Source organism: Petrotoga sp. 9PW.55.5.1 (genome assembly GCF_003265365.1).
Lineage (GTDB): Bacteria > Thermotogota > Thermotogae > Petrotogales > Petrotogaceae > Petrotoga.
Genome location: NZ_AUPM01000018.1, coordinates 36626 through 52377 on the forward strand (window position 1 = coordinate 36626; position 15752 = coordinate 52377).

Below are 15752 nucleotides of genomic sequence, written 5' to 3' on the forward strand. Positions count from 1 at the left end.
TCCTTACGGGATAATAAATTTGTGGTACCAAATACATTATAACGTAGGGAGGTAACCACTTCAAACACAAGGTATTAAAAGTTAGTTAAATTCTGTGTTTTGGAATTTCTAAAGACAGTATTACCTTCAAAAATAAAGGAGGTTGTTACTAATTGCCTAAAAAAATTAGAGTTTTAATTGGTAAACCTGGTTTAGATGGCCATGACAGAGGTGCAAAAGTTATAGCGAGAGCGTTGAGAGATGCTGGTATGGAAGTAATTTACACAGGAATTAGAAGAACCCCACAAGAAATAGTTGAATCAGCAATACAAGAAGATGTTGATGTAATTGGTCTTTCAATCTTATCTGGTGCTCATAAAAACCTGTGTAAAAAAATAATTGAACTTCTTCAAGAAAAGAATGCTGACATACCAGTAATGTTAGGCGGGATTATACCTGAGGAGGATATAAAAGAGTTAAAAGAAATGGGTATAGTCGAAATTTTTATACCGGGAACTCCTCTTTCTGAAATAATCGAGAAGGTGAAAAATGTTGTATTGGAAAGAAAAGTTTGAGAAATTAATCCCAAAATTCAAATCAGGGGATAAAAGTGCCCTTGCTAAAATGATTTCCCTGGTTGAGGAAAACCCAACAGATAGTTGGCTTATAATTTCAAAATTACAGTCTGAAATACCCCCAAAGAATTCTCATGTAATAGGCATTACTGGAAGTCCCGGGGTGGGTAAAAGCACTTTTATTTCACAATTAATAGAACACTATACGAGAAAAAAAGAAAAAATCGGCATAATTTTGATAGATCCAAGTAGCCCTTTTACAGGAGGCGCATTTTTGGGGGATAGGGTAAGAATGTTTAGCTCAATTAATTCTTCCAATGTATATATAAGAAGTTTAGCAAGTAGAGGTGCTGTAGGTGGTGTTTGTAATGCCATTTATGATATAACTGATATTATGAAATCTTTTGGATTCGATAAAATAATTATAGAAACCGTTGGCGCAGGCCAATCAGAAATAGATATATTCTATGCATGCGATACAACCATCTTACTATTGTCTCCCGATTCTGGCGATGAGATTCAAATTTACAAAGCTGGAATAATGGAAATAGCTGATTTTTACGTTGTTAACAAAATAGATTTACCTAACTCAAAAAGATTTTTAATGTACTTAGAAAGTTATTTTGATTCAAAAAATGAAGGTAAAAAAAAGATTTTTGGTATTAGTTCAACTGAAAGACTAGGATTTGAAGAATTATTCGATAACATAGAACTAAACGAAAAAGAAAAAATAAATCAAGACTCTAAACTTCTATTAAGAGAAAAAAACAAAATAAAATACTATTTTCTTAACATAATAGAAAATTTTTTAGAAGAACATATTGTAGAAAGAAATGACATTTCTTTCTTAAAAGATGAAATTCTAAAATTTCTATGTAGAGGAGAGTCGAATAATGCAAAAGAAGATTGATCATATTGGAATTGCTGTAAATTCAATTGATACGGCTTTAAAATTTTATCAAGACTTACTTCACATTCAAAAAAGTGGAGAGGAAATTCTTGAAGATAGAGGAATAAAAGTCGTTTTTTTATATGTAAAAGATGTTAGAATAGAATTAATGGAACCAATTAGAGAAAACTCAGAAATATCAAAATTTCTTGAAAAACGCGGTGAAGGTTTTCACCATATTGCATTTGAAGTAGATGATATTGAAGAAGTCTTAAAAACAGCTAAAAAAAATGGGTATAGAACCTTATCCGATACACCACAAAAAGGAGCTGAAGAAAGTTTAGTTTTCTTTTTACATCCTAAATCAGCTAATGGCATTTTAACTGAATTTGTTCAACACATCAAATAAAGGAGGATAATTTATGCCTGATGAAGAACTAATACAAAAAATAGAAGTGTTAAAGCAAAAAAAGGAAAGTTTGTTAATAGGTGGCGGAAAAGAAAGAATAGAAAAACAACATAAAAATGGCAAATTAACTGCTAGAGAAAGAATAAATTTACTTGTAGATGAAGGAACCTTTGAAGAAATAGATATGATGGTGAAACACAGATGTACTTATTTCGGGTTGGATAAAAAAGAGTTCCCCTACGACGGTGTTGTAACTGGATTTGGAGAAATTGATGGGAAAAAAGTAGCAATTTTTTCTCAGGATTTTACCATTCAAGGCGGCTCTTTGGGGGAAATGCATGCTAAAAAAATAATGAAACTTCAAGACTTAGCAATGACTTATGGAATCCCTATTATTGGTATAAACGACTCAGGTGGAGCAAGAATTCAAGAAGCGGTTGATGCGCTATATGGCTATGGAGGAATATTTTACAGAAACACACAGGCGTCAGGTGTTATACCCCAAATAACTGTAATTGCTGGTCCATGTGCGGGCGGAGCAGTTTATTCCCCAGCTATTACCGATTTTGTAATAATGGTTGATCAAACTTCTCAAATGTTTATTACCGGTCCTCAGGTTATTAAATCTGTAACAGGTGAATCAATTGATAAAGAAAATTTGGGAGGAGCAAAGATACACAACTCAAAAAGTGGTGTCGCTCATTTATTAGCTAAAGACGACGAAGAAGCGATGAAACTTACAAGAAAATTACTTTCTTACTTACCGTCAAACAATGTTGATCCAGTAGAAGTAATAGACTTCGACAAAAAGTATAAACCAAGTGAAGAAATAAACGATATAGTCTCACCAAATCCTAAAAAAAGTTATGATGTAAAAGATATAATAAATTTAGTTTTTGATCCAGGATCATTTTTTGAAATGCATCCTCACTTTGCTAAAAATATAGTCGTTGGTTTTGCAAGGCTTCAGGGAAAATCTGTAGGAATTATTGCCAATCAGCCTAAGATTTTAGCAGGTTCTCTTGATATCGATGCTTCAGATAAGGCTGCTAGGTTTATTAGATTTTGCGATTCTTTTAATATTCCAATTATAACCTTTGTAGATACGCCAGGTTATTTACCCGGAGTTTCTCAAGAACATGGTGGAATAATCAGACATGGGGCAAAGCTCTTATTCGCTTATTCAGAAGCCACCGTGCCTCTTATCACCGTTATTTTAAGAAAGGCTTACGGAGGAGCCTATATAGCTATGGCTTCACAACATCTTGGAGCAGATTTTGTTTTTGCTTGGCCTACTGCTGAAATAGCCGTTATGGGGTCTGAAGGAGCGGCAAACATAATATTCGCAAAAGAGATAGAACAATCAGAAAACCCTGAAGAAACTCGTAAAAAAAGTGTGGAAGAGTATAAAGAGAGATTTGCAAATCCTTACGAAGCTGCTTCAAGAGGATATATAGAAGACGTTATCGAACCAATACAAACAAGAAACAAACTGTCTAGTGCTCTTTCAATAGCATATTCAAAAGTTAAAGCCAAACCTTCAAAAAAACACGGTAACATTCCTTTATAAAGAGGGATAATTATGAGAAATATATGGACATTAGCTTTAATGGGTATATCTATAGTTTTTATACTACTTATTATTTTAATGGCGATTATTTGGTCATTTAAATTTTTATTCAAAAGTAAAAACGGGAACAATAATGTTACTACCAATCTAGAAAAACCACATAAGGAGTATATAAAACCTCCACAAGTAAAAAAAATCGAAAATCAAGAAAACATCACAGAAGAAGAGCTATTTGCAATTGTTTCAGCGATAAGTAGTTATATTTCTCAAGCAGAGTTTAAAATAGAAAGCATAAAAAGAATTCAAGATTCTGAGAAAATTGAGAATAAAATTAAAAACAAGTGGATCTCCCATGAACCAACTTTTTCTTGGAATCCATATTATAATAAACGTTGGAGGTAGGTTAAATTGAAAAGAAAATTTAAAGTTTCTATAAATGATAAAAGCTATGAAGTTGAGGTAGAAGAAATAGATTCAGAAGATAATAAAAATATAGTCGAAAAAACATCTAAGAATTATGAAGATGATGAAGTAAAAGAAATAAAAAAGGAAAAAATCGAGAAGAAACCAAAAGAAATTCCAGAAAAACCGAAAAAAGAAAAAAGAAAAGAGGAGAAAAAAACAGAAGAAACAAAAACGGAATCATTTAAAAGCGATGAAACTTCTGGTTTTGAAGTAAAAGCTCCTCTTCCAGGGTTAGTTAATGAAATAAACGTAAGAGAAGGTCAAACTGTCAAAGCTGGTGATAAACTTTTGGTAATAGAGGCAATGAAAATGGAAAATGAAATTCCTGCAGAATACGATGGTGTCGTAGAAAAAATCCTAGTAAAAAGGGGAGATAGTGTCGAGGGTGACCAAATTCTAATGATAATTAAATAATATACTAATCTTAAGAGGCCCTTCCCAAAGGAGGCTAATAGTACCTAATATGAGAGAAAGTTTAGCTCTTAAAATGCGGCGTTTTACGATATCGTTAGTAATTTTTATCTTAATTGTTCTAATAGGCACTTTAGGTTATACCATGCTTGAAGATTGGTCTTTATTAGAATCACTTTTTTTTACCCTCGTCACCCTCAGCACAGTAGGTTATAATTTACCAGAAAGCATAACAAGTGGAACTCAAATGTTCACAATTATTTTAATATTATCAGGAATTACGGTTGTCGTTTATTCTTTATCAACTTTAACTTCTTTTATCATTGAAGGTGAAATGAAAAATGCCCTGGAGGCCCGAAAAAGGATGAAAAAAATTAATAATATGAAAAATCATTACATTGTTGTTGGAGCAGGAAAAACAGGCTTTTTTGTCTGTCAAAACATGATAAAAGAAAAGAAGGATTTCATACTTCTAGATAAATCCGAAGAGAAGATTCATCAATTCATACAAGAAATTAATGAGGAAATTACATATATTGTTGGTGATGCAAAAAACGAAAATGCCCTTTTAGATGCCGGAATTGAAAGGGCAAATAGTGTAATACTCACCCTACCTTCAGATGTTGATAATCTTTTTGCCGCTTTGACTGTTAAAAGCATAGCCCCGGATATAAATATAATTTCTAAGGTCAACGATCCCGAATCTGTTAAAAAGCTTTCGTACGCAGGTATAAATAAAATAGTACTTGAATCAGAAATTTCTGGTAACAGATTAGCTTATATGGCAACGAGGCCTAACATTGTCTCTTTTCTTGAAACGATAATACATACACCCGAAAAAGATCTTCAATTAGAAGAGGTAAAAATCCCTGAAAATTCATGGATAGCGGATAAAACATTAAAAGAAATAGCTTTACCAGACAAAGTAGATCTTATAGTTATTGCTGTTAGAAAAAAAGACAATAAAAGCATATTCAATCCCAAAGCATCCACTAAGATTGAAAAAGATGATGTAATTATAGTCCTTGGAGAAGATTCTAAAATAATGAAATTAAAAGAAATAATTAACAAAGAAGATGAAGATTATGAGGTAAAAAATCAATAGAAAAATGGAGGAGGGGGGAAATTGTTTAAAAAACCTATATTTCTTTGTTTAGTAACTATCTTTTCTTTTTCTTTGATATTTTCATTAAACTTAGAATTAAGCGCTGAAGGTTTTTATGAAGAAGATAAATTAACCGATAGGTTAGGTGTGACTCTTTATTATACAACCTCAAATTTTGATATTATGAGCGATATAGCTTTTTACAACGATGATAAGTACCATTTCTACGAAGAAGATTATTACTGGGGTCATTATTTCTTGATAGAAAACAGTTATATAACTCTTAGAAATTATGACGGAACTATATCCTTAAGTGGGGGAATAAAAGATCTCAAAGATGAGATCAATTCTCCATATTCTTTGTTCTTTTCATCCGAAAAGATTTCTCAACCTTATTTTGAGTTTAGTTATGAAAATGATAACTTCTTTTTTGAAACGATGTGGGTACAACTTGTGAGCAAAAATAACGGAAATTTTCCTGACTCAACTAGTAGCATGAATTACAAGCTTTATGGGTTGAAAGTTGGAGATTTTAGGGTAGGTTATCAAGACGTTCTGGTTTACGAAAGAGCTTTTGATTACTACTATCTTTTAAACCCAATGCCCGCATACTTTGCCCAAGAATTTAGATCTTCTAGTAATAATATGCCGTGGTCAGAAGATGATAGCAATGATAATTCTATAATGGGATTCTTTTTTGATTATAACGATCCTAATTATTACCTATATTCTCAGTTATTAGTAGATGATTTTAACACGAATAGGTTTTTCAATCCAGAAGGTACTCAAAACCCTGACAAGGTTGCTTTTTCTTCGGGATTCAACGTAAAAAGTAATATCGGAACATTCGGGCTACACGGAGCTTTTGCAACAAGATACACTTTTCAACGAGGCGGAGGCCCTGGCTATACAATATATCCAGAAAATACTTACAATGGTGAAACAATAGATTACACCGATAATTATATAGGTTACAAATATGGAGAAAACACCGTTTCTTTTTTAATGGATTACGATTATACCTTAGATAACTGGTTTAATATTTATTCTTCATTTGAAACAATTTTATCTGGTAGTAAATCACCTACTAAAAAAACTGCTCCAAATAGTGGGACATATCTTTTAGATGAAGACAAGTTGGAAAAAAGATATATTTATACATTGGCAACAAAATTCTTCTTTAAAAACATAGAACTTAATTTATCTACCAATATGGGGGTAATCCAAAATAAATTAGAATTGGATGAAGAAAAAAATGAGTTTGTTCCTTCAGATGAAGAAAAAAATATCATTAGATTAAATTTTGGAATCGCTATAAAATTTTAATATAATTTTTAAGTAAAAAAAATAACACTCTTCGTTTTTTCTGTTATAATGATACATGTTAAATTCCTGCTTCTGACAAGTTCAGAGGCCTAAGACCATAGGAGGAGGTATAAAGTGAGTAAAAGATATTATGAGACTATGTTTGTTGTAAGAACAGATCTTCCAGAAGAAGAAAGAAATGCTCTAGCAGAAAAAGTAAGAGGCTGGATTGAAAATCAAGTTGGCGGAGAAGTGGAAGAGTTCACAAGATGGGGTATTAGAAAATTAGCCTATAGAACTCAAAAAGGAAAATTTACAGATGGTGACTACACTTATATTATTTACAATGCTGAACCTGAAAAAATTAACCAACTTGATGAACTTTTTAAGGTTAATCAACAAATTTTTAGATTTCAAACTATAAGAAGAGAAGATCTAGAAAAAAAGGTAAGAAAAACACAGAAAAAGACTAAGATAAAAGTAGAAGAGCCTGAAGTTACCGAAGAAATTTAAAATAAATTTAGGAAGTGTTTTTTTATGTCTATTTCTTATAACAAGGTTATTTTGGTTGGAAGACTAACAAGAGACCCCGAAATACGATCTACGATGAATGGAAAGAACGTTGCGAATTTTAGTTTGGCTGTTGACCGTGGGTTTTCCAATAACCAAGATACTACAGATTTCATACGTATAGTTGCTTTTGATAAACAAGCAGATTTTGCTTCTAATTATTTAAAAAAAGGCAAATTAATATTAGTTGAGGGGTCTTTACACATCAACCAATGGACTGATAGAGATAATATAAAAAGAGAGAGCGCAGAAGTTTGGGCTAATCGTATGACTTTTATGGAAACAAAAAAGGCACAACAACAAAATGATTTTATTGACATGGACATAACTGTTGAAGAAGGAGCCACAAACGATAACTCTATAGAAGAAATAGATGATGATGTTTTTTCCGACGAAATCCCTGATTTTGAGGAAAGTTTAAGTGATTTGGAAAGCGATCTTACATCCGATGAAAAACCTATATGATTTTTTTCTAGAAAAATAAAAATGGAGGTCTATTATAAATGGCTTATGTAAAAAGAGATAGAAAAAGAGTAAAGAAATGCAAACTTTGTAGAGATAATGTTGAATATATAGACTACAAAGATGTAAAAAAATTAAAAGAATTCATAAATGAAAAAGGAAAAATTGTTCCTAAAAGAATAAACGGTAACTGTGCAAAACACCAAAGAATGGTAAGAACTGCTATTCATAGGGCTAGAAAAGTAATGCTTTTACCATACGTTAGTGAGTAAAATTTTTCACTATCAAATAGATAGAGGGAGATCCTCTATCTATTTTTATTTGTTCTAAAACACATCTGTGTTTTTTTTGAACTTAATTATGATAAAATATTATAAAGGGGTGTATGATTGTATGAAGGTATTGCTAATTCAAGATGTGCCAAAACTCGGGAAAAAGGGAGAGGTTAAAGAAGTTTCTGATGGGTATGCTAGAAATTTCCTAATTCGTAAGAACTTGGCTGTCGAAGCTACAAGCGGAAAGCTAAAACATTTAGAAACAATAAAAAATATAGAGGATCAAAAAAAAGAAAACATAAAAAAGAGTAGCGAAGATATTTTGGCAAAATTAAAGGGTAAGAAAATTCAAATAAAAGCAAAATCTGGAGAAAAGGGGAAGTTATTTGGAGCGATAACCGCTCAGAATATTTCTGACAAAATAACCGAGGTTATAGGTGAAAAATTTGACAAAACATGGATAGATCAAAAAGTCAACATTAAGGAATTAGGAATCTATTCATTAAAATTGAAGCTTCCTCAAGGAGTGAGAGGAGAGATAAAGGTTGAAGTTTTACCTGAAGAATAAAAGCTAGTTGGGAGTTGTGAGGATTGGAATTTTTAATAAAGTCAAAGGCTTTGTATACAACATGGGTATTCTATAAGCCGAATAGAATACTTTTTGATGCAGGAGAAGGAGTAAGTGCCGAATTAGGAAACAAGATATATGGAATTGAAAAAATTATTTTAACTCACTCCCATGTGGATCACATAGCAGGATTATGGGGAATAATAAATACTCGCAACAATGCTATGGGAAGTAGAAACAAGAAATTAGAGATATATTACCCTCAAGGTTCAAATAATATAAATGAGTATTTACAATTCATAAGTAGAATGAACAAAAGGTTGAGATACGATGTCGTTTTCAAAGAAATCGATTTATCAAACTCTATTAAGCTAAATAATAAAAGATTTATAAAACCATTCAAAACCAGACATTCTCCGGGAGAAGTTTCTTTTGGATATCAAATATTAGAAACAAGAAAAAGATTGAAGGAGTCTTATAGGAACTTAAAAGAAGAAGAAATTAGAAATTTAATAGTTAATGAAAAAAAAGATATTTTGGAAAATTACACTGCTAACATTTTAACCATAAGCGGTGATTCTTTACCTATTCCTCCAAATTTTGCCAAGGATTGCGAAATATTAATTCATGAGTGTACTTTTTTTGAAGAGAATGACCGAAAGATCAGAAACCATACTTCTTTGTCAGAATTGAAAAGATTAATACATGAAACTATGCCAAAACAAATTATTATTTATCACGTTTCAAGTAGATACAACAAAATAATTAAAACAACTACTGAACATTTAAGAAAAGAGTTTCCAAATACAAATATTAATATAGTTCATCCAGAAAGAATATTTAAAATATAATAAATCAGAGGTGAAATTTATGGGGCAATGGGGTGTCTGGATCATATTTGCAATAATTTTTGCCATAGCCGAAGCAGTTCTTCCTTCATTTTTTTTCTTATGGTTTGCAATAGGAGCTGGAGTTGCTGCTGTTAGTTCTTTGTTTATTTCATCAGCATCTTTAAATTTAATTATATTTCTGACAGTTTCTTTTATACTTTGGATTTCAACCAAAAGAATAGTTCAAAGACTGTATAAAAGTTCATCAGATTCGAAAGTTTATCAGGAACAAATTGCCGGGAAGAAGGGCAAAATCGATAAAATTTATGATAATGGAAGAATAATAGTTAGAATCAAAGGTGATGAGTGGAGAGCTTTTCCTGAAGAAGATCAACCTATGAATGAATTACATGTTGGTGATGATGTCATAATAACTAGAAAAAGTGCTAATTTTGTCTATATAAAAAAATTAGAAAGTTCAGAGGATAACAAAAGGGAAGAAGTTTAGAATATTTTCATTAAATCTTTTAAAGAAAGGTGGGGAATAAAATGTTCCTGATTTTAATAATAGTTGTTGTGTTTCTTATTTTTTTAGCTTCAGTAAGTTTGAAGGTCATTCGTCCGTATGAAAAAGGCTTGGTAGAAAGATTAGGAAAGTTCCACAGACAGGTAGATTCAGGCTTGAATTTTATTACGCCATTTATAGAAAGAATAACTAAAGTTGATTTAAGAGAAATGGTAATAGATGTACCGCCTCAAGAAGTTATTACCAGAGACAACGTTATAGTTACTGTAGATGCTGTAATATACTATGAGGTTACCGATGCGTACAGAGTAGTATATAACGTTGGAGATTTCACTTCTGCTGCTGTAAAATTAGCTCAAACGAATTTAAGAAATGTAATAGGTGAGCTGGAATTGGACCAAACCCTTACATCTAGGGAAAGAATAAACACAAAATTAAGAGAGGTACTTGATGAAGCAACTGATAAATGGGGAGTTAGAATAACAAGAGTAGAAATTAAAAAGATTGATCCACCCCAAGATATAATGGATGCTATGAGCAAACAGATGAAAGCCGAAAGAATGAAAAGAGCAGTTATTTTAGAAGCCGAAGGGTATAAACAATCACAAATTACCCGAGCAGAAGGAGATAGAAATGCAGCAATTTTAAAGGCAGAAGGAGAAGCTGAAGCCGTTAAGAAGAAAGCAGACGCTGAAAAATACAAGCTTAGTATAGAAGCAGATGGTGAAGCGGAAGCTATTCTAAAAGTATTTAATTCTATACACAAAGGTAATCCTACAAAAGATTTAATAACCCTAAGATATTTTGAAGCTTTAAAATCCATTTCAGATGGACAATCTACAAAGATATTTATGCCTTATGAAATATCAGGCATACTTAGTTCTGTAGCTGCTATGGCTGATATCTCAAGAAATGATGTCCCTTTAGAAAACAATCCAAAAAATAAAGAATAAATTTGATTTGTGAGGATTCAAAGATGTTCTTTTTAAGGTCTATATTTATAAACGCTATTAGTTTTATTATAGCGTTTTTGAGTATTAAAAATCTAATATTAAAAAATAGAGAATTATTTAATTTTATAGATTATTTTAATATCTATGGAGCAAGTTCTTTTTTGCTCCTTTGTTTTTACTTGAAATATTTAAGCAATTCTATCTATTTCATGGAAATAATTATATTCATTATCATCACATTCTATTACCTTAGATCTTTTAATACCGCAACTCAAAAGTATCATGAAAGATTCAAAATAACGATTCTATCACTAGGGAATTCAAAGAAAAGTTATTTTAGCAACTTTCTTTCAAAAAAGATTCTATCAAGAGGTTTTGAAGCATATCTTTTTGCTCTTTCTTTACACTATTTTCTAGATAAACTTTTTTATTCATTATATGTGTATGTTCATCCTCTAATAATAGTAATACCAGCTGTTATATTATTTTTAACTGCTTTAGCGAAAACTTCAAAAGTTAACAAAATATATAAAATTTTAAAGTGAATTAAATCAAATTATGTTATTATACCTATGGAGGGTATAATAACAATATAAAACTAATAAATAAACGGAGGTCTTTAATTATGGAAAAAATGCTAGACAAGGATACACAAAATAAAGTGAGAGAGATTTTACAAGAATTAACACAACCTGTCAAAATCGTACTGATAAAAAATGAAGGAGAATACTCTGATATTGTTGAACAACTTTTAGACGAACTAAAGGAATTAGACGAAAGAATAATAGTAAATAGCTATCATTCTGATTCAGAAGAAGCAAGAACTTATCAATTTGAAAATGATCTCTTACCGGCTTTGTTGATTTTAGACAACGATGGTAAAGATTATAGAATAAGGTACTACGGTATACCTTCAGGATACGAATTTACCACACTTTTACAGAATATTATAGCAGTTTCAAATAAAACGGTTAACTCTTTCACTAAGGAAAATATAGAAAAATTAGCTAATATAAATAAAGAATTACGCATAAGAGTTTTCGTTACTCCAACATGCCCATACTGTCCAAAATCTGTTTTAGCGGCTCATCAAACAGCTATGTTGAATCCGAAAATCACCGGGGAAATGATTGAAGCTAACGAATTTGGTAGAATTTCTTTTGAATACGGTGTCAGTTCTGTTCCACAGACTGTTATAGAAGTTAAAGAAAACGGAAAGTGGGTTAAAAAAGGAGAATTCGTAGGAGCTTATCCAGAAAACAGTTACGTTGAAGAAATTCTAAAAGCAGTAGAATAAAAAACAGGAGGACTTCTTATGTTTTTCAACGTTGAAGGACAAAATAAAAAAGATAAATTAAAAGAATTTTATGATGTTATAATAATTGGCGGCGGACCGGCAGGGATATCCGCCGCTATATATGCGATTCAAGGAGGCGCTTCTGCCTTAGTGATTGAAAAGGCTATAGAAGGCGGCCAAATGAATTTAACTGATATTGTAGAGAATTACCCAGGTTTTAAATCGATAAAAGGCCAAGAACTTTCGTCTTTGATGAAACAACACGCTGTACATTTTGGAGCAGAATTTTATTCTGGAGAAGTAAAAGAAATAAAATCAGAAGAAGACTTCAAAGAAGTAATTATAGATAATGGAATTATATTTAAATCTAAAACTTTAATGATAGCAAGCGGTTCTAATCCAAAAAAACTAGGAGTAAAAGGAGAGAAGGAATTTACTTCTAAAGGTGTTTCTTACTGTGCTTCTTGTGACGGACATTTTTTTAAAGATAAAAAAGTGGCGGTTATAGGTGGGGGAAATACTGCGGTCGAAGAGGCTGTTTATTTATCAAATATTGCCCGTGAAGTTTATATAATTCATAGGAGAGACAAGTTAAGAGCTGATAAACTTTATCAAGAAAGAGCTTTTGAAAAAGAAAATATTAAATTCATTTGGAATTCTGTTGTTGAAGAAATAAAAGGGAAGGAAAAAGTGCAAAGCTTAGTTTTAAAAAATGTAAAAACCGGTGAGTTAAAAGAAGAACTTTTTGATGGCGTTTTTATTTTCGTTGGACTAGTTCCTGAAACAAGTTTTCTAGATATTAATAATTTTGAAACTGATGAATACGGGTTTTTAATTACAGACAAGAATATGGAAACAAGGGTAAAAGGTATTTATGCCATTGGCGATATCAGACACAAAGAAATAAGGCAGATAGTAACCGCTGTTGCTGATGGAGCCATTGCTTCTTCTCATGCTGTTCGAGAATATATTAACGAAACCCGAAATAAACAAGTTAAAATTGACAAAATAGAAATTTGATTGTATAATATATTTTGGACCTTAACTCAGTTTTGGGTATAACCCCTTAACTTAGTTAAAGGAATTACACCCGCAGGAGGTTATAGAAAGATGTCAAGAGGATTAGACCCCGAAAAAAAAGACGATATTATTGAAGAGTTTAAGATCAACGACAAAGACACGGGTTCAGTTGAAGTTCAAGTTGCGTTACTTACTGCCAGAATCAAACATTTGACAGAACACTTAAAACAACACCCCAAAGATTATCACAGTCGACGTGGTTTGATGATGATGGTAGGAAAAAGAAGAAAGATGCTAAAATACTTAAGAAAGAAAAAACCGTTAGTTTATCAAGAAATCATAAATAAACTAGGTATCAGAGGTTAATCAAAACATAAAAAACGGGGCATTTGCTCCGTTTTTATTTTTCTAATGGAGGTGAAAGAATGAAAGTATGGGAACGTGAATTATTTGGAAGAAAACTTCGTATAGAACACGGAAAAGTAGCAAAACAAGCTTTAGGCTCTGTATTGTTGACTTTTGATGAGTCAACTATATTGGTAACTACAGATGCCTCAGAAGAATCTGTAAAAGGTCAAGATTTTTTCCCTTTAACTGTTGAGTTCCAGGAAAAATTTTACGCGGTAGGAAAGATTCCAGGTGGTTTTATAAAACGAGAAGGAAAACCGAGTGACGAAGCTATACTTGCAGCACGACTTATAGACAGACCAATTAGACCCCTATTCCCAGAAAACTTTTTTAATGAAGTTCAGGTAATTGCAACTGTATTTTCAATGCTTAACGACGATAGTATTGAAACATGGGGAATAACTGGTGCATCTTTAGCTTTAAACCTTTCTCCAATACCATTTGAAGGAGTAGTTGCGGGGGTAAGAATCGGATATGTAGATGGAAAGTTTATAGCTTTTCCTACTCAAGAAGAATTAAAGAAATCCAAGATAGACATGGTGGTTGCAGGAACAAAAGATGCAATAACAATGGTTGAGGGTGAATCACTGGAAGTTTCTGAAGAAGAAATGGTGGAAGCCTTAATGTTTGCCCAAGAAAAGATTCTAGAAATAATAAAGCTTGAAGAAGAGATTATTTCAGAATTCAACATCGAAAAGTGGGAAGTTAAAAATGAAGTGGTACCAGAAGAATTCATCAACGATTATTTATCTTTGATAGACGAAGGTGAACTTGAAAATGTTCTTCTCACTCAGGGTAAAAAAAACAGGGATAAGGCTTTATCAGAATTTAAAGAACAGATAACGAAAAATTTTGAAGAAACATTTTTAGAAAAGTGGAGTGAAAACTTTTACGAAGATAAAAAAAGATTTTTACACAATGCTTTTGAAGATAAACTTCAGAAAACGATGAGGAATATGATCGTTCAACAAAACAAAAGAGTTGATGGAAGAACTACTGATGAAATTAGAAACATTAATTGTGAAGTTGGATTAATACCAAGAGTCCATGGTTCAGCTTTATTTACTAGAGGAGAAACTCAATCACTTGGAACCGTAACTTTAGGAGCACCCATGGATGTTCAAATAATCGATACTATCTTTAGTGATGAGGAAAAAAGATTTATGTTACATTATAACTTTCCCCCTTTTTCCACAGGAGAAGTAAAAAGGTTGAGAGGGGTTAGTAGAAGAGAAATTGGACATGGACATCTTGCAGAAAGAGCTCACAAAAATCTTATCCCCAATGATGAGGAATTCCCTTACACAATAAGAGTGGTTTCTGATATTTTGGAATCAAACGGTTCATCCTCAATGGCTAGTGTTTGTTCTGCATCTTTAGCTTTAATGGATGCAGGTGTACCTATAAAAAAACACGTTGCAGGTATAGCAATGGGTTTAATATTTGAAAATAACGATTTCGTAGTTTTGACAGATATATTGGGGATGGAAGATCATCTCGGTGATATGGATTTCAAAGTTGCTGGTACAAGAGATGGAATAACAGCTTTTCAAATGGATGTTAAAACTTATGAGGTTAATAGAGACGTACTTCAAAAAGCTTTGGAAAAAGCTAAAATTGCTAGATTAAAAATACTTGAAATAATGTATCAAACTATTTCTGAACCGAGAAAAGAATTGTCACCGTATGTTCCAATAATGAAATTGATTAGAATACCTGTTTCAAAAATTGGTGAAGTAATAGGCCCAGGAGGAAAAAATATAAAAGAAATAAGTGAATTATACAATGTGGAAGTATATATAGAAGATGATGGAAGGGTTAAAGTCACAGGCACCGATTCAAATAAAGTTGATCTTGCTTTGAAACATATTCAAAATATGGTTACTGAAGTAGTAAAAGGCGGAGTCTTCGAAGGTATGGTTAAAAGAATAGAGAAATATGGAATTTTTGTAGAAGTTCTTCCAGGAAAAGTTGGCATGTTGCATGTTTCAAACTTAAAAGATAAACTTCAAAGCTTCAAAGTTGGCGATAAGGTCAAAGTTGAGGTTTTAAGTATAGAAGATCAGGGTAAGTTTCAGTTAAAACAATTAAAAGAAGAAGATTAGAATAAAAAACGTGCGGCTTTTTAACCGCAT

At 31.8% G+C, this 15752-nt stretch carries 20 protein-coding genes; all 20 read left to right on the forward strand.

Going from position 1 to position 15752, the window contains the following annotated elements; genetic code table 11:
* The first annotated feature begins 152 nt into the window (after window positions 1-152).
* The 20 genes from PW5551_RS03045 (at window position 153) to PW5551_RS03140 (ending at window position 15722) form a co-directional block, all read left to right on the forward strand.
* The gene (locus PW5551_RS03045) at window positions 153-554 is read left to right on the forward strand and encodes a cobalamin B12-binding domain-containing protein (RefSeq protein WP_113074347.1); all 402 of its coding nucleotides are present in this window, start codon (window positions 153-155) and stop codon (window positions 552-554) included.
* The gene (gene meaB, locus PW5551_RS03050) at window positions 529-1464 is read left to right on the forward strand and encodes a methylmalonyl Co-A mutase-associated GTPase MeaB (protein WP_113074348.1); all 936 of its coding nucleotides are present in this window, start codon (window positions 529-531) and stop codon (window positions 1462-1464) included. Before PW5551_RS03045 ends, meaB begins: the two co-directional genes overlap by 26 nt.
* A complete protein-coding gene (gene mce, locus PW5551_RS03055) occupies window positions 1448-1852 on the forward strand; it encodes a methylmalonyl-CoA epimerase (protein WP_199562165.1) in 405 nt (134 codons plus the stop codon). The genes meaB and mce overlap by 17 nt, the downstream gene beginning before the upstream one ends.
* 13 nt (window positions 1853-1865) lie before the next feature.
* A complete protein-coding gene (locus tag PW5551_RS03060) occupies window positions 1866-3422 on the forward strand; it encodes an acyl-CoA carboxylase subunit beta (protein ID WP_113074350.1) in 1557 nt (518 codons plus the stop codon).
* Between the two features lie 12 nt (window positions 3423-3434).
* The gene (locus tag PW5551_RS03065) at window positions 3435-3824 is read left to right on the forward strand and encodes an OadG family transporter subunit (RefSeq protein WP_113074351.1); all 390 of its coding nucleotides are present in this window, start codon (window positions 3435-3437) and stop codon (window positions 3822-3824) included.
* A 6-nt stretch (window positions 3825-3830) separates the two neighbouring features.
* Window positions 3831-4301, forward strand: coding sequence for a biotin/lipoyl-containing protein (locus PW5551_RS03070; RefSeq protein ID WP_113074352.1), 471 nt, complete (start codon window positions 3831-3833; stop codon window positions 4299-4301).
* A gap of 49 nt (window positions 4302-4350) precedes the next feature.
* Complete coding sequence (locus PW5551_RS03075; RefSeq protein WP_113074353.1) at window positions 4351-5403, forward strand: TrkA family potassium uptake protein; 1053 nt, start codon at window positions 4351-4353, stop codon at window positions 5401-5403.
* A gap of 21 nt (window positions 5404-5424) precedes the next feature.
* Complete coding sequence (locus tag PW5551_RS03080; RefSeq protein ID WP_113074354.1) at window positions 5425-6729, forward strand: hypothetical protein; 1305 nt, start codon at window positions 5425-5427, stop codon at window positions 6727-6729.
* A gap of 114 nt (window positions 6730-6843) precedes the next feature.
* Window positions 6844-7221: a 30S ribosomal protein S6 gene (gene rpsF / locus PW5551_RS03085; RefSeq protein ID WP_113074355.1), complete on the forward strand. Its 378-nt coding sequence runs from the start codon at window positions 6844-6846 to the stop codon at window positions 7219-7221.
* 24 nt (window positions 7222-7245) lie between these two features.
* Window positions 7246-7743: a single-stranded DNA-binding protein gene (locus PW5551_RS03090; protein ID WP_113074356.1), complete on the forward strand. Its 498-nt coding sequence runs from the start codon at window positions 7246-7248 to the stop codon at window positions 7741-7743.
* Between the two features lie 38 nt (window positions 7744-7781).
* Window positions 7782-8012, forward strand: coding sequence for a 30S ribosomal protein S18 (rpsR, locus tag PW5551_RS03095; RefSeq protein WP_113074357.1), 231 nt, complete (start codon window positions 7782-7784; stop codon window positions 8010-8012).
* 121 nt (window positions 8013-8133) lie between these two features.
* Window positions 8134-8583, forward strand: a complete 450-nt coding sequence (gene rplI / locus PW5551_RS03100) for a 50S ribosomal protein L9 (RefSeq protein WP_113074358.1) — start codon at window positions 8134-8136, stop codon at window positions 8581-8583.
* Window positions 8584-8606: 23 nt separating this feature from the next.
* The gene (locus PW5551_RS03105; protein WP_113074359.1) at window positions 8607-9434 is read left to right on the forward strand and encodes an MBL fold metallo-hydrolase; all 828 of its coding nucleotides are present in this window, start codon (window positions 8607-8609) and stop codon (window positions 9432-9434) included.
* Between the two features lie 19 nt (window positions 9435-9453).
* Window positions 9454-9921, forward strand: coding sequence for an NfeD family protein (locus tag PW5551_RS03110; RefSeq protein ID WP_113074360.1), 468 nt, complete (start codon window positions 9454-9456; stop codon window positions 9919-9921).
* A 41-nt stretch (window positions 9922-9962) separates the two neighbouring features.
* Entirely contained in the window at window positions 9963-10892 is a 930-nt protein-coding gene (locus PW5551_RS03115) for an SPFH domain-containing protein (protein WP_113074361.1), read from the forward strand.
* A 23-nt stretch (window positions 10893-10915) separates the two neighbouring features.
* Window positions 10916-11437, forward strand: a complete 522-nt coding sequence (locus PW5551_RS03120; RefSeq protein ID WP_113074362.1) for a hypothetical protein — start codon at window positions 10916-10918, stop codon at window positions 11435-11437.
* Window positions 11438-11517: 80 nt separating this feature from the next.
* Window positions 11518-12189 (forward strand): thioredoxin family protein, encoded by a 672-nt coding sequence (locus tag PW5551_RS03125; protein ID WP_113074363.1) that lies wholly within the window; start codon window positions 11518-11520, stop codon window positions 12187-12189.
* A gap of 18 nt (window positions 12190-12207) precedes the next feature.
* Window positions 12208-13209: a thioredoxin-disulfide reductase gene (gene trxB / locus PW5551_RS03130; protein WP_113074364.1), complete on the forward strand. Its 1002-nt coding sequence runs from the start codon at window positions 12208-12210 to the stop codon at window positions 13207-13209.
* 90 nt (window positions 13210-13299) lie between these two features.
* Window positions 13300-13575 (forward strand): 30S ribosomal protein S15, encoded by a 276-nt coding sequence (gene rpsO, locus PW5551_RS03135; protein ID WP_113074365.1) that lies wholly within the window; start codon window positions 13300-13302, stop codon window positions 13573-13575.
* A gap of 59 nt (window positions 13576-13634) precedes the next feature.
* On the forward strand, window positions 13635-15722 hold the full coding sequence (locus tag PW5551_RS03140) for a polyribonucleotide nucleotidyltransferase (RefSeq protein WP_113074366.1): 2088 nt from the start codon (window positions 13635-13637) through the stop codon (window positions 15720-15722).
* Window positions 15723-15752: the final 30 nt, after the last annotated feature.

Coding starts and splice junctions, on each gene's coding strand:
- meaB (WP_113074348.1), top strand. CDS start 529: ATGTTGTATTGGAAAGAAAAGTTTGAGAAATTAATCCCAAAATTCAAA.
- mce (WP_199562165.1), top strand. CDS start 1,448: ATGCAAAAGAAGATTGATCATATTGGAATTGCTGTAAATTCAATTGAT.
- PW5551_RS03060 (WP_113074350.1), top strand. CDS start 1,866: ATGCCTGATGAAGAACTAATACAAAAAATAGAAGTGTTAAAGCAAAAA.
- PW5551_RS03065 (WP_113074351.1), top strand. CDS start 3,435: ATGAGAAATATATGGACATTAGCTTTAATGGGTATATCTATAGTTTTT.
- PW5551_RS03075 (WP_113074353.1), top strand. CDS start 4,351: ATGAGAGAAAGTTTAGCTCTTAAAATGCGGCGTTTTACGATATCGTTA.
- PW5551_RS03090 (WP_113074356.1), top strand. CDS start 7,246: ATGTCTATTTCTTATAACAAGGTTATTTTGGTTGGAAGACTAACAAGA.
- rpsR (WP_113074357.1), top strand. CDS start 7,782: ATGGCTTATGTAAAAAGAGATAGAAAAAGAGTAAAGAAATGCAAACTT.
- rplI (WP_113074358.1), top strand. CDS start 8,134: ATGAAGGTATTGCTAATTCAAGATGTGCCAAAACTCGGGAAAAAGGGA.
- PW5551_RS03110 (WP_113074360.1), top strand. CDS start 9,454: ATGGGGCAATGGGGTGTCTGGATCATATTTGCAATAATTTTTGCCATA.
- PW5551_RS03115 (WP_113074361.1), top strand. CDS start 9,963: ATGTTCCTGATTTTAATAATAGTTGTTGTGTTTCTTATTTTTTTAGCT.
- PW5551_RS03120 (WP_113074362.1), top strand. CDS start 10,916: ATGTTCTTTTTAAGGTCTATATTTATAAACGCTATTAGTTTTATTATA.
- PW5551_RS03125 (WP_113074363.1), top strand. CDS start 11,518: ATGGAAAAAATGCTAGACAAGGATACACAAAATAAAGTGAGAGAGATT.
- trxB (WP_113074364.1), top strand. CDS start 12,208: ATGTTTTTCAACGTTGAAGGACAAAATAAAAAAGATAAATTAAAAGAA.
- rpsO (WP_113074365.1), top strand. CDS start 13,300: ATGTCAAGAGGATTAGACCCCGAAAAAAAAGACGATATTATTGAAGAG.
- PW5551_RS03140 (WP_113074366.1), top strand. CDS start 13,635: ATGAAAGTATGGGAACGTGAATTATTTGGAAGAAAACTTCGTATAGAA.